The organism is Endozoicomonas sp. ISHI1 (genome assembly GCF_024606225.1).
Lineage (GTDB): Bacteria > Pseudomonadota > Gammaproteobacteria > Pseudomonadales > Endozoicomonadaceae > Endozoicomonas_A.
Window position 1 is genome coordinate 1 of record NZ_JAGRPU010000073.1, and the last position, 14,317, is coordinate 14,317.

Here is a 14,317-nt window from a genome sequence, read left to right on the forward strand (position 1 = left end):
AATCCATTACAATTGAGACTGTTTATCCAATAGTTAGTTCCACCCATTCTGTGAAGACCGGATAAAACTATAAGATTGCCTCCACATCTGAGGAATGGCAGGAGGTGTTGAGGTGTGACTAAGAGATAGTTGGAGTCGGCGTATGCTGTGGTGAAGCATCCGTTATGGCTACCTTACGTCATATTGTACATTGGTAATCGTAAATTCCTGTCTCTCCTTTGTAACCATGAACGCGTCAAAATAATCGAAAGGTGCCCTTCCTTGCAGAATTTTCACTGCTTCACCTGTTTCACCTTTTTTAGGATCTGCGCGGTGATAGAGAGGTAGCTCCATCTCGTCAGCAATTTCCCGTGCGGCATCAATGAACAATAAATCACTCTTATCGGGGTAGGCCTTCTCAAGAAATAACGCAGGGCGATCATCCTGATCCAACACCATACGGATAACACTTCTGCTGAGGATATCTCCTTTGGCGTTCTTTCTAACAATCATTGCATTGCGTCCATCCATCACGTAGCTCATCAGTCCTCTGCTGTAATCCTGAGCGCCGTCCGGTGTTAAACAAGTGCGAACTTCAAGCCCACTGATAAAAAGATCCCAGGGATCTTCCGTCAGCTTCAGGGTTTCTCCCGGGGACAACAGCTTGCTTCGGGTTTCTTCGCTGAAGTCACTGAAGTTCGCCCCCCAACCTGCTTTGAATTGGGGATATATCCGGTAAACGGCCTTCAAGTGTGGATTGGTCAGCGGTGACTGCCTGCTCTCAATAAAAGTATTGCTGGCACTGGTCTCTGTAAACTGAAGGATAAGGTCTGTAAGTTCTGTATTTCCGTATTCTTCCATTGATGCCATGTAAAAAGGCAGGAGATAGTGGTGTCGTTGTCTCCATAGCCATTGTGAGACCTCCTTACTTTTTCCCACTAAAGCGTCAGCCCCTTTTTCGGCAATCAACAATGGCAATCCTTCTTTCTGACAGCTTAAGCCCATGCTGTCCAGAAATTGATTAAACCTGTCTCCCATGTTGAGTATCATGTAGAGCAAACCCAGTTTTTCACAAGTCAGGCTCTGGGTAAGCTTTTTCAGGGTCTGCATTACCATTGCTTTATTCATATCATTGCTGGCCAATGCCCGCTCAAGAGTGACCAGCCACTGGTGGAAAACCTTGCCATCTTTCATCCGTCGCCTGCTAGCGCTAGAAGCTTGCAGACATTTACAGAGTTCCTCAATGTCATCTTCTGAGATGACATCGGGTACAAATGCCAACCATTGCAGCGGGGCCAATCGCAAATGATCTCCGCCCTTGATTCCGGACTCACCCAGTATTTGCTGTATTTTCGGAGTACTCTGAATCAGGCGGGCGAGCCCACTGATCAGATAGGGAATATTTTTTTTATTGCCATGTTTCATGATGGCCCTGACAAAATGATCCAATACTGAAGTATCCATTATTTCTTTGGATGATTTGCAAGCGGCAATGATCATCAAAAGTCGATGCACTTTCACTTTGATAACGGGCACATCCTCAGGTAGTGGCGTAGCAGCATACTTGCTCTCCAGGTTGTCAACTGCAGTGAGCAATACCTGTGAATATTCCGGGGTTATTTTACCAATGTTTGCTCTGAGTGCGGTTAGATAACGGGCCAGCGGTTTGCCTTCAAGTAAAACAAACCCATTGATATCACTGAGTTGTTTGAGCTCTTCAAACTGCAAGGCAACAGGAGCAGGAGCTTTCAATATATTTGCCACGGCATCAATATAACGGCAATAATCGATGGAACCTTGTTGTTTTGCCAAATAGGCCAGCTCTTTAGCAATATGCCAGATGTTATCTGAATTAGTGTTATACAGAACCGATCTAATGTACGACATTAACTCAGCAATATCAGCTTTCTCTGAAAAACCGGAACAGGCTGCATAGAGATACAACAATCTTCTTGTACAGCATTTGAAATCTTCATCAACAAAAATGTTTGGTAAATAGCCATCCACGTCAACTCTTGGAATAAATTTTTTTTCGATATTGTCAACTTCACTCAACAGCTGTCTGGCAAATTCGTTATTTTCCGATTCGAGGGTTTGCCTGATCTGCAAAAGTCCGTCCTTGACCAGTTTATCATCCTCCAGAGGGTTTAATGCTGTCAGCTTTTCATTGATTACACTGTTCTCCTCTGCCGGAGAAGGCGAATCAGGAAGACGTTGAAACAGGTTCTTTGCTTCCTCGAACCGGATGGATAAAGGAATCCTCTCAAGGTACCTGGGGACCATTTCAGCTGGCAATTCAAACTGTTCATCAGCAGCCAACATAACCCGGAGTTTTTCAGCCGTGTTTAAAAAATTTTTTTCGAATAGCTTTTTTACCGTCTTGGAAGCATCAGTTCTCATGCACTCATGAAAAACGACACATTGCACTTCTTTGGTGGGTGACTTTTCTATTGCCCCATCATGAAATTGTTCCATAAGAGAGCTGGCGGCCAACTGGATAGCTTCAGCTTTTGAACCGGGTAATTGTTTCTCAAGATCAGGTCGAAGATTAACCAGCCGTTCATATAGCTGTTTACTTCCATCGGTATTGGAGGTTTGCTCTGACAATACGGTGATGCCATCATGCAGCTCTACCTGCTTGCCAAGAAACTGAACGGAACCATCTTGTGCTGAAAAGCCAATGGATGATTTCATGATCAATGCATGCAGCTGTTGAAGTGTCAGGCCATTTAGCTGATAAGGATTCATTTTACTTCTCTGGCACGGTGGCCGCATGCGATGGATAAGAAGCTGTTATGGCTACCTTGAATCACGTTTTACTTTGGTGATAGTTAGTTTCTGTCTCTCCATTAATAATGGGAACTCGTCAAAATAATCAAAAGGCGCCCTTCCTTCCAAAAGTTTCAATTCTTCACCTTTTTTAGCCTCCACGCAGTGGTAAAGAGGTAGCTCCATCTCTTCAGCAATCTCCCGTGCGGCATCAATGAACAACAAATTATTCCCATCGGGATAGCCCTTCTCAAGAAATAATGCGGGGCGATCATCCTGATCAAACACCATGCGAATAACGCTTCTGCTGAGAATATTTCCTTTTTGGTTCTTTTTGACAATCATGGCATTGCGTCCATCCATCACATAGCTCATCAATCCAGATCTATAACTCTTCAGGCCATCCGGTGATAGACAGGTTTTAACTTCAAGTCCACTGATAAAAAGATCCCAGGGGTCTTCTGTCAGCTCCAGAGTTTCTTCCCGGGACAACAGCTTGTTTCGGGTTTCCTCACTGAAGTCACTGAAGTTCGCCCGCCAACCTGCTTTGAATTGGGGGAAGTCCTTGTAAACGGCCTGCAAGTGTGGATTGTTCTGCGGTGATTGCCTGCTCCTGATAAAAGTATTGTTAGTACTGGTCTCTATAAACTCGTAGACAAGGTCTGTAATTTCTCTATTCCCCTCTTCTATCATGGTTGCCATGTATAGAGGCAGGAGATGGTAATGTCGTTGTTTCATTAGCCACTGCGAGAACCCTTTATTGGCTCCCACCAAAGCGTCCATCCCTTTTTCAGCGATCAACATGGGTAATCCTTCCTTCTGACAGCTAAAGCCCATGCTGTCCAGAAATGTATTAAACCTCTCTCCCATGTTGAATATCATGTAAAGCCAAACCAGTTTTTCATAAGTCAGACTTTGTGTGAGCTGTTTCAGGATTGGCATTACCATGGCCTTATTCATAACCTTGCTGGCCAATGCTTGCTCAAGAGTAGCCAGCCAATGATGGAAAACCTTGCCATCTTTCATTTGTCGCCTGCTAGCGCCGGAAGCTTGCAAAGATGCGCAGAGTTCCTGAATGTCATCTTCCGAGATGGTATCGGGTACAAATGCCAGCCATTGCAGCGGGGCCAGTCGCAAATGATCTCCGCCCTTGATTTCGGGCTCACCCAGTATTTTCTGTATTTTCGGGGTACTCTGAACCAGGCGGGCCAAGCCACTGATCAGATAGGGAATATTTTTTTTATTGCTATGTTTCATGATGGCCCTGACAAAATAATTCAACACTGAAGCATCCATTATTTTTTCGGAAGATTTACAAGCGGCAATAATCATCAAAAGTCGATGCACTTTCGCTTTAATATCGGGCTTGCCTTCAGGTAGTGATATACGAGCACATTCGTTTTCCAGGCCGTCAACTGCATCGAGCAATACCTGCGAATATTCCGGGGCCATCTTATTAATGTTTGCTCTGAGTACGGTTAGGTACTTGTCCAGCGGTTTGCTTTCAAGTAAAGCAAACCCTTTGAGATCACTGAGTTGTCTGAGCTTTGCAAACTGTAAAGCAACAGGTGCAGGTGCTTTCAATACATTGGCCACGGCACCAATATAACGGCAATAATCGATGGAGGCGGGTTGTTTCGACAAGTAGGCCAGCTCTTTAGCTATATGCCAGATGTTATCTGGAACTTCGTTATTTGGCTCGATGATATAAAGAACAGATCTAATGTACGACATTAACTCAGCAATATCAGCCTGCTTTGAAAAACCGGAACATGCTGCATAGAGATACAGCAATCTTCTTGCATAGATTTGAGAATCGATATAATCATCAACGTCTGATAAACGGCCGTTCCATCCAACTCTTGTGATAAATTTTTTTCCAATATTGTCAACTTCACTCAACAGCTGTCCGGAAAGTTCGTTGTTTTCCGATTTAAGGGTTTGTCTGACCTCCAAAAGTCTGTCCCTGAACATTTTATCAGGGCTTAATGCTGTCAACTGCTCATTAATGACATTGTCCACCTCTGGCAGAGAAGGCATATCAGGTAGACGCTGAAACAGGTTCTTTGCCTTCTCAAATCCGATGGATAAAGGAATACTCAAAACTATCCAATTGCACTCTAAAAGTGGACCTTTATACGCTTCTTCAGCAGCCAACATAATCTCGAGTTTTTCAGCCCAACTTAGAGAATTTGTTCTGGATAACCTTTTTACCGTACCCACAACATCAAGTTTCAGGCACTCTAGAAAAACGGCACATAGCACCTCATTGGTGGGTGACTTTTCAATTGCTTCAAATTGAAATTGATCCACCAGATTCCTGGCGGTTATCTGTATAGCTTCCGCTTTTGAATCAGAGCGTTGCGTCTCAGGATCGGGTTGAAGATTAACCTGCCGTTCAAATAACTGCTTACTGCCAGCAGTATTGTAGGTTTTCTCTGATGGTGCGGTGATGTCGGCTTGTCGCTTTACCTGCCAGCCAAGGTACTGAACCGAGTCATCTGCTGAAAAGCCGGTGGGTGGCTCCATGTCCAATGTATGCAGCTGTTGAGTCAAACCATTTAACTGATAAAAATCCATTTTACTTCCCTCGCACGGTGCGCATATGCTGTGTTTTGCATCCGTTGTGGATGACTGACATCACGCTCAAAATTGTCCTTGCAGTACCAACCTGATTGAGTCAAACCGAATCAGATATAACTTGGACTATTTATCCAATAATTAGTTCCAACCACTGCCATGGCCAAGTTCAGGTTAAGTGTTGGCCCACTCCCCGAAGCCAGAAAACTCAGGTGATTACTGAAATCTTCGCTTTTCCCACTGCAGAGATCGAGGGTTTGGGTCTTGCGCGAATTGAAGATAAAAGGTTAGTGAAACCCTGTGGAATTTCAAAAGAACTATCGTTTTCGATATTGCATGGCGACAGGCGTTAGTGAATGATGAACAGAAGCCGTTACCAAAGGTTATGTCATGCCCTTCCTGCAACAGGATATTGATGCTTTTCTCAATTATCTCAAGTTTGAAAAAAACAGCTCTATTCACACCTGCTCGGCGTATCAAAGAGATCTGGGCAAATTACTCAGACAGGCTGAGACGCTTGGCATTACTCACTGGCAAAAGCTGGAAGAGCGTCAGCTGCGGACATGGCTGGCAGAATTACATGGCAAGGGTCTTGGGCAGAAGAGTCTGCATCGTCTGCTTTCATCCGTTCGTAGCTTTTATCGTTATCTTAACCGTGAGGAAAAGGTTAAAGATAACCCTGCCCAGAGGGTCACCGCACCCAAGGTGGGCAGGAAGCTGCCTGTCACCATGGATGCCGATCAACTCACTGCGTTTCTTGATCGGAATGATGATGATCCATTAGTGATCAGGGATCTGGCTATCCTTGAACTCTTCTACTCCTCAGGACTGCGCCTGGCGGAATTGGTTGGATTGGATCTCAACAGTTTTCAGGATGAGTTCAGGCAGGTGACAGTTCTGGGCAAGGGCAGAAAAGAACGATTGTTGCCAGTGGGTCGAAAGGCTCGTGAAGCCATAAAAAAATGGCTGTCCGTCAGAGTTATTTTTCCTGAAAAAGACAGCGAGGCGCTGTTTCTCTCAAAACAGGGACATCGTATCAGTGCCCGTCAGGTGCAAAACCGTGTGAGCCAGCTTTCCAGAGAAGCCGGACTCTCAGGACGAATGCATCCTCACCTTTTGAGACACTCTTTTGCCAGTCATCTGCTGGAGTCCAGTGGCGATCTGAGGGCAGTTCAGGAGCTGCTGGGGCACAGTGATATCGCCACCACCCAGATATATACCCATCTTGATTTTCAGCATCTGGCCGACGTATATGATAAGGCTCATCCGAGAGCACAGAGAGTCAGTAAGGAGTCCTCTGTTTATGAAAAGTCTCACAAAGAGGAAAGACTGACCGAAGATCAAGAGCCTTCAGCTAACAAAGAGCCTTCAGCTAACAAAGAGCCCAAAAGGAAAAAACAATGATAAAGCTGATCACTTTCGATCTGGATGACACACTCTGGGAAAACATGCCAGTGCTGATTCGGGCAGAACAGAAAGCCTGGAAAAAACTCTGTGAATACTGGCCAGAAACCCACGAGAGAATGACACCCAAAGAAGTGTTCGAGTATCGGGTCAAACTGTTGGAAGATCGTCCGGAGCTCAGATATCAGATTACGGAACTGCGCCGGTTTTCTCTGCAGAAGGTTCTGCAAAACTGTGATTGTCCTGAATCAAGAGCTGAAGAAATTGCCGGTGACCTGATGCGGGAGTTTATGGAGTGGCGTCATGATGTGAAATGTTTTCCGGAAGTTCAGCCGGTTCTCTCTCACCTGTCAGCAGACTACACTCTGGCTGCGGTCACTAATGGTAATGTCGATGTAGAGAAATTATCGGTCAGTGAGTTTTTTGATTTTGCTCTCAAGGCAGAAGATTACAACAGTCTGAAACCGGAACCGACTCTATTTTTGAAAGCCATGGAACGTGCCGGAGTTACTCCGGACGAGACCCTTCATGTAGGAGACTGCCTGAAAGCCGATGTGGCAGGTGCCGGAGCATTGGGAATTGGTACCGTCTGGTTTAATCCTGCTGATAAGGCATTCAGTGGCGATCGCAGACCTGATTATGAAATTCGATCACTAACCGGTCTGCTCAGAGTTTTGGACAAGGATCTTCAGCCAGAATATTAAATACCTGACCAGTTAGTTTTGCCTGACGGGGCAGGTGTTTAATTCCGTCTATTGCCAGGATCAGAGGCAGTGAGACAGTGCTGTCCTCTGGTATTTTTTGTCAGGCATCTCTGGGACTTAATATATATTTCATTGATCTATATGTTTTTCGATACCGGGGAACTGACAATGAAACTTAAATATGCAGCTTGTATAGTAATACTTCTGTCTTTTACTTGTTTGCACGCTGATGAAGTAGAAAAACAGATAATAGGCACTTGGCTTGTCAGAGATAATTCACCTGTTAAGAAATATATAACTTACCACCCACCTCGTCGCACTACAAACCCGACAAAGTTTCGAATTAGAGGTTTCAGAGAATACTGTAGTCGGGACGTATTATACGGCAGATATGATGTAGTTATGGACATTCCGGGACTTAGTCATAAAGTAATAGGTATTTCTGGTGTATGGTTTTTCCCGAGAGACTCAGAGGAAAAGTTGATCTTAGACTATGGCTGCAAAGACGCTGATCCAGATAATATTAAACCACGCCCAAACGAATGTATTTGCCCGCCTGATGGTTTTTTAGCTACTACCAGAATTCTAAAAGCTGATGATAAGGAATTTATCTACGAAGAATACAATCCAGAAAGTAAGGTATTTGACAGAAACAACGCTGTAAGAGTTCCAGTGCAGTCACTGGAACAGATAAAGCAACTACCGTATCACGATGAAATCTGATTTACTTTTTTGATGCCAGACAGGCAAAGCAGCATCTCTTACTGCGACATCAAACATTCAGACCAGATCACCAGATTTTGTAGAAGTGGTGTACAGGTCCGTTGCCTTGGCCTATGTTCAGCTGATCGGCGTGGGCAATGGCTTGCGCAATGTATTTTTTAGCCTCTGGGATGGCTTCTCTCATGGTGTAACCACGAGCCAGTAATGCGGTAATGGCTGAGGACAATGTACAGCCTGTACCGTGAGTGTTACTGGTGTTTATCCAGTTGGATTCCAGTCGGTGCAGAGACGTACCGTCGTGATAAAAATCGACGGCCTTATTATCACTATTGTCGCCACTCAGGTGACCACCTTTCAGAAGGACCGCTTCAGAGCCCAGCGCCAGAAGAGGCTCAATCATATCGATCATCTGGTCGGGATTTTTGGGCAATGGACGATCAAGCAGCACCGCAGCTTCATGCAGGTTGGGTGTGATCAGGCTGGCTTTGGGAATCAGTGATTGCCTGAGGGTCTCAATAGCGGCCTGTTGTAGCAGAACATCACCGCTGGTAGCCACCATTACAGGGTCAACCACAAGATAAGCCGGACCGAAGTGAGTCAGAGTATCCGCTACCGTCGTGATAACATCTGGCTGGCTCAACATGCCCACTTTTACGGCCCTGATAGCGAGGTCCGAGAATACTGAATCCAGCTGTTGACGGACAAAGGCGGGTTCAACGTCAAGGATACCCTGAACGCCCTGAGTATTCTGGGCAGTCAGAGCGGTAATGACACTGCAGCCATAAGCGCCCAGTGCTGAAAAGGCTTTCAGGTCTGCCTGTATACCGGCACCACCACCACTGTCTGATCCGGCAATGGTAAGGGCGACAGGCGTCTCATTAGTCATCGTCATTGTTCGGTTTCCTACGCCGGCATCATCCGGTTCAGGTTCAATGGGTCTCTCTCAGTCCGGGAAACATTCATCCCGGACACCCCAACCAGCGGTGCGAGTCTATTTTGTTTCTATAGTGATGTCTATTGCTCAAAAGGCCCGTTACATCCCCGCTCAGGAAATTTTGGCTGATAGTGAAGGAAGAAGCGGTGTATTTCCCGAAAGTCATGCTCCTGATCGCCAGTCATCATCATGTTCTTTCTTTGGATTACCGCTGGCATCTTTTACAGTAGCAGGTACTGCGATTACCCAGCCGGATCTCAACTATCGGTGTTGAGCAATGAACGCAGGGTTCCCCCTTGCGTCCATAAACAGCCAGTTCTTGTTTGAAATAGCCTGGCTTGCCGTCACCCCCGACAAAATCCCTCAGGGTGGTTCCACCCTGCTCAATGGCTTTTGCCAGAGTCTCTTTGATGCTTTCGGTCAGTCGCTCGTAGCGGGCTCTGGAAATTTTTCCGCAGGGCCTGTCAGGCCGGATACCTGCTTTGAACAGGGCTTCGTTGGCGTAGATGTTCCCGACCCCGACGACCACATGGTTGTCCATGATGAACGTTTTTACCGGCTGTTTTTTTCCCCGGGATTTGAGATGAAGCCTACGGGCTGTGAATTCATCACCGAGAGGTTCCGGACCGAGTTTGCTTAACAAGTCATGTTTCATGATATCGTCGTCGACCCACAGAACCGCCCCGAACCTCCTCGGGTCGGTGTATCTCAGCGTTATCCCATGACTGAAAACCAGGTCGATATGGTCATGTTTCCGGGCTTCCTGTGGTTCTTTCAATATGCGCAGGCTTCCGGACATCCCCAGGTGAACCAGCAGGGTTCCAGCGTCGGTTCTGATCAGAAGATACTTCGCTCGTCTTGCGACAGAACGGATAACCCGGCCAGATAAATGCTGCTTTAAATGTTCCGAAACCGGCCAGCGCAGTTGCGGATTGCGGACGATAACATCCGACACGGTCTGACCTACAATATGAGGTGCAATGCCCCTGCGGGTCGTTTCAACTTCAGGTAATTCAGGCATCCACCGACAGTAGCAAATATGTCGTCAAAAGGCGATGTGATCGGCCTCTGATGGCAAAGGAAATAAGTAGAAATCCCGCGCCGGACCCCAGAAAGTAACGGCAAATTAGCCATATCAAATGCTGTCATGTGACTGATAAGATGGTTCCACTTTTATCCCGGTTCAGTTTTGGTAAAAGCACACCATAGCAGTGAGAGAAAATGACAGCCAACCCAACTTTATACCAACGATATTCCAGGGAACTTAGAGAACTTATTTATTTATCAGCCCCGATTCTGGGTGCGCAACTGGCGACCACTGGCATGGGCTTTGTGGATACCAGTATGGCGGGTCAATATTCTGCACAAGATCTGGCGGCAGTAGCCATTGGCTCCAGTATCTGGGTCCCGATTTATCTGTTAATCAGGGGTATCCTAATGGCGACGACACCGACAGTCGCCCATCTGTTTGGCGCCCAAAAAGTTGACCTGATTGCTTCACCGGTTCGACAGGCCATGTGGCTTTCTCTGGCGTTAAGTGTGGTCGGCATGGTCTTGATGATGAACCCTATGCCACTGCTCAATGTTCTGGAAATCAATGCCGAAATGGCTGCTAAGACGGAAGCCTACCTGGAAGCATTGGCCTGGGGGGTACCCGGCATCTGTTTATATCAAACCATGGTCAGCTATTGCGAAGGGCGCGCTATTACCAAACCGGCCATGCTCATCAGCTTTGTCGGTTTGTTGATCAACATTCCGGTTAATTATGTATTGATCTATGGCAAATTCGGCTTTCCTGAAATGGGTAGCGTAGGCTGTGGTTATGCAACAGCCATTTGCTTTTGGATCATGTGCCTGTTGATGTTCTGCTATACCCGGTTCAATCAAAAGCATACAGAAGTGAATCTGTTTGATCGCTTTGAATGGCCTGCAATGAGCCGTATTGTTATTCACCTGAAACTGGGTGTCCCCATCGGTCTGGCCATCTTTTTTGAAGCCAGTATCTTCTCGGCAGTGGCTCTGGTCATCGGCAAACTGGGAGCAGTGACCGTCGCAGGTCACCAGATTGCATTGAATCTCGCCAGCATGGCCTTTATGGTGCCGTTGAGTATGTCCATGGGAATAACCATCCGGGTAGGTCAGGCTTTGGGTGCCGGTGATCCTCAGGCTGCGAGATTCTCAGGGTATTCTGGTATCGTAGCGACCCTGCTGACTGCTACTCTGATAGCGGCTGTGATGTGGGCGTTTGCCGATGCTCTGACATCGCTCTATACCCAGGATGCTGCAGTTAAAGCACTGGCTGCCCAGTTGCTGATTTTTGCAGCACTCTTCCAGTACGCCGATGGTATTCAGGTTGCTTCCAATGGTGCCTTAAGGGGCTACAAAGATACCCGGGTACCGATGATCATAATTCTGATTGCTTGCTGGGGTATAGCCCTGCCACTGGGCTATACCCTGGGGCTGACGGATTTTATTGCCGATGAACCCATGGGCCCCCACGGGCTCTGGATTGGACTAGTACTGGCACTGACGCTTTCTGCTTTATTCCTGCTGCTCCGCTTCAGATCGTTGAGCAGGAGAGCCGTTGCAACGCAATTGTTTGCCATGAAAGTCAATTGAATAGTGAGAAGTCTGAGAGTCCAGTGCACACCTGCTCTGTCAGGGGCGGCTGTGTGATGCCGGATGGGATAAAACCAATAAAAATAAGATACGACACATCATGAGAATGTCCTGTTCGGGCAGACTTGTCAGGCGTTTGCTATGATCAGTCGGTGCATGTTTAGTCTTGGTTGCTCAGAATCAAGCTGACGAATTCCCCAGACTTTTAGTGCATGATTAAGGTGACTTTTGTCGTTCGTTTTTAAATTGATTCTAAAAAAAGTCGCTTGACGTTTTTTGCTCTTTCCCTGCATCCGTTTTACTGAACAATGAAAAAAGAGTTATTTATGAAACCCCTCATGCATAGGCTTTTTTTTACGCTGCTTTTATTGTCCACAATTACCCTCAATGTTCGTGCCGATACCTGTCCCAGGGACATGCAAGCTGATTGCGGCTCTGGCATTATGAAAGATGCTGGCGAATCAGCGGCAGACATCGTTAAGGCTGCTCATCCCAATGTTTTGGTGTGCATGCCTTCCGGCCAAGGAGTAGATGCTGGCAATGTAATTGGTAAGGTCATCCCGGGAACCGAACCCGGTTCCTCTGTCTGTGAATACCCGCGATTAATCAATGCTACAGTCGTGGACACACAGGTCACCGCCAAATTCGATTGGCTTGACACAACTTATGAGCAGCTTGCCACCTGGCTCACTTCCTTTGCTCATATTGAAAAAAACGGCAACAGCTATTATTACGTGTCCAAGGGCACAGACCAGAACACGGGGCACCCGGACATCTGCGTCCAGTCTACTCCCGGCAAAGGGTTTGAATTTGGATATGAAACTGTATCAGATAATGGTCAGAAGTCATGCGGGTTATTTGTTGGTGCGCTGTATTTATCACCTTTCTTCCGTACTCCAGGCGACCAGACCGATGGCGATAGGGTCAGCACTAGCGATAGAGGGAGTGATAGAGAGAGTGGTAGCAACAGCTATAGCGACGAAGATGATTTCTGCTCCAAATGTGAGAGTGAATCGTTCCATTCTGACTGCCCCAGATGCGAGTGCAGTGTAGAAAAGTTCTCTACCAAATGTGATCTGTGTAATGGTAATGGCTGCGGCATTTTTCGGTGCTCTCTTTTTACAGGTTGGGCTGATTGCCCCGAGAATTCTCACGTCTGCGACCATATTACCTGCCCCGGTTTTAGCTGCCCAAAAAAACCCGTCTGTTGCAGGAAGCGCTGTCACAAGAAACCAGCGGGTTAGCTACTATTCGCCGGTTAAAAAAAATCAGGCCTCAGAGTCCTGGTTGAGCTGCATGCGTTGCCTCTTCTATAATGCCGCCTTCCAGTTTTCAGTGAAGTGCTCATTGCCACTTCATGAGGCCCATGAGTGACCCCATGACAAAGACCAAAGTATTAACCGGTATTACCACCACAGGCACGCCGCATCTGGGCAATTATGTGGGGGCTATCCGTCCTGCGATTGAAGAAAGCCTTGACGAAAACATTCAGTCCTATCTGTTTCTGGCGGACTACCATGCCCTGATCAAGGGGCGTGACCCCAAGCGCATTCATCAATCCGGGTTGGAAATTGCTGCTACCTGGCTGGCCCTGGGTCTTGATACTGATCGAGTCACTTTCTATCGCCAGTCTGATATCCCGGAAATCATGGAGCTGAACTGGATTGTGGGTTGTATGACCGCAAAAGGTCTTATGAATCGTGCCCATGCCTACAAGGCTGCTACCCAGACCAATCAGGAAGCGGGCGAGTCTGATCTGGACAAGGGCGTCCTGATGGGGCTGTTTAATTACCCGATTCTGATGGCGGCGGACATCCTGATGTTCAATGCCAACCGTGTTCCAGTCGGCCGTGATCAGGTTCAGCATCTGGAAATGGCTCGGGATATTGCGGGTCGAATGAACCATCACTACAAGACTCAATTTGTGCTGCCAGAAGCCGTAGTGGGTGAAAACACGGATGTTCTGAATGGTCTTGACGGCCGCAAGATGAGCAAGAGCTACGACAACACCATTCCGTTGTTTGTGCCTGAGAAAAAGCTACTCAAGCTGATTCGCAAGATTAAAACCAACTCTCTGGAGCCAGGTGAACCTAAAGATCCGGAAACCTGTACTCTGTTCCAGATCTTCTCAGCCTTTGCGACGGAAGAAGAGGTGGCTGAAAAACGTGAGCAGTATGAAGCCGGTGCTGGTTGGGGGGATTTGAAAAATGAACTCTTTGATTACATCAACAATCTACTCAGGGACCCTCGAGAGCGTTATAACGATCTGATGGCTGACCCGGCATTCATTGAAGCTGAGCTGAAAAAAGGTGCGGACAAGGCCCGTGCTGAAGCAGCGCCCTTCCTTCAGGATATTCGCAATAAAGTGGGTATCCGTCCTTTTGCCTGATTTTCGGGGTTTACAGTCAGCCCACGGGGCTGGCTGCATCCGACAAAAATTTAACCTCCGCTTGTCTCTGATGCATCTTTCCAAAAGACGCTACCTATAGCCGAAAGAGTGCTCCCTGCGACTTGGCAGGGAGGTGAATTTCGTCAGCCCGTCAGGGCTGATCCTGGTTCTCAATATACTCTTTGATAACTTCCAGTGGCGCACCACCACAGCTCC

10 protein-coding genes and 1 riboswitch are annotated in these 14,317 nt (G+C 47.0%); of the genes, 6 read left to right on the forward strand and 4 right to left on the reverse strand.

Annotated elements, in window-relative coordinates; all coding sequences use genetic code 11:
* Positions 1–168 precede the first annotated feature (168 nt).
* Together KBW69_RS22620 and KBW69_RS22625 are read right to left on the reverse strand one after the other, a co-directional pair.
* On the reverse strand, positions 169–2,727 hold the full coding sequence (locus KBW69_RS22620; protein WP_257282389.1) for a hypothetical protein: 2,559 nt from the start codon (positions 2,725–2,727) through the stop codon (positions 169–171).
* Between the two features lie 51 nt (positions 2,728–2,778).
* Complete coding sequence (locus KBW69_RS22625) at positions 2,779–5,328, reverse strand: hypothetical protein (RefSeq protein WP_257282390.1); 2,550 nt, start codon at positions 5,326–5,328, stop codon at positions 2,779–2,781.
* A 390-nt stretch (positions 5,329–5,718) separates the two neighbouring features.
* Between KBW69_RS22625 and xerC the strand changes: the two genes are divergently transcribed.
* The 3 genes from xerC (at position 5,719) to KBW69_RS22640 (ending at position 8,159) form a co-directional block, all read left to right on the forward strand.
* Positions 5,719–6,732: a tyrosine recombinase XerC gene (xerC, locus tag KBW69_RS22630; protein ID WP_257282391.1), complete on the forward strand. Its 1,014-nt coding sequence runs from the start codon at positions 5,719–5,721 to the stop codon at positions 6,730–6,732.
* The gene (locus KBW69_RS22635) at positions 6,729–7,436 is read left to right on the forward strand and encodes an HAD family hydrolase (protein WP_257255350.1); all 708 of its coding nucleotides are present in this window, start codon (positions 6,729–6,731) and stop codon (positions 7,434–7,436) included. Before xerC ends, KBW69_RS22635 begins: the two co-directional genes overlap by 4 nt.
* 168 nt (positions 7,437–7,604) lie before the next feature.
* Entirely contained in the window at positions 7,605–8,159 is a 555-nt protein-coding gene (locus KBW69_RS22640; protein WP_257255349.1) for a hypothetical protein, read from the forward strand.
* A 67-nt stretch (positions 8,160–8,226) separates the two neighbouring features.
* Here the strand turns inward: KBW69_RS22640 and thiD are convergent, their stop codons facing one another.
* Both thiD and mutM read right to left on the reverse strand, forming a co-directional pair.
* Positions 8,227–9,051 (reverse strand): bifunctional hydroxymethylpyrimidine kinase/phosphomethylpyrimidine kinase, encoded by an 825-nt coding sequence (gene thiD / locus KBW69_RS22645; protein WP_306674612.1) that lies wholly within the window; start codon positions 9,049–9,051, stop codon positions 8,227–8,229.
* Positions 9,043–9,145: riboswitch (TPP riboswitch) on the reverse strand. (Overlaps the previous gene by 9 nt.)
* Before the next feature lie 153 nt (positions 9,146–9,298).
* Positions 9,299–10,114 carry a bifunctional DNA-formamidopyrimidine glycosylase/DNA-(apurinic or apyrimidinic site) lyase gene (gene mutM, locus KBW69_RS22650; RefSeq protein ID WP_257276327.1) on the reverse strand — a complete coding sequence of 272 codons (816 nt, stop codon included), beginning with the start codon at positions 10,112–10,114 and terminating at the stop codon, positions 9,299–9,301.
* Positions 10,115–10,314: 200 nt separating this feature from the next.
* Between mutM and KBW69_RS22655 the strand changes: the two genes are divergently transcribed.
* The 3 genes from KBW69_RS22655 to KBW69_RS22665 all read left to right on the forward strand — a co-directional run bounded on the left by KBW69_RS22655 (position 10,315) and on the right by KBW69_RS22665 (position 14,101).
* Positions 10,315–11,712, forward strand: a complete 1,398-nt coding sequence (locus KBW69_RS22655; protein WP_257255346.1) for an MATE family efflux transporter — start codon at positions 10,315–10,317, stop codon at positions 11,710–11,712.
* Positions 11,713–12,038: 326 nt separating this feature from the next.
* Entirely contained in the window at positions 12,039–12,956 is a 918-nt protein-coding gene (locus KBW69_RS22660) for a hypothetical protein (protein ID WP_257276328.1), read from the forward strand.
* A gap of 134 nt (positions 12,957–13,090) precedes the next feature.
* The gene (locus tag KBW69_RS22665; RefSeq protein ID WP_257276329.1) at positions 13,091–14,101 is read left to right on the forward strand and encodes a tryptophan--tRNA ligase; all 1,011 of its coding nucleotides are present in this window, start codon (positions 13,091–13,093) and stop codon (positions 14,099–14,101) included.
* Positions 14,102–14,317 lie beyond the last annotated feature (216 nt).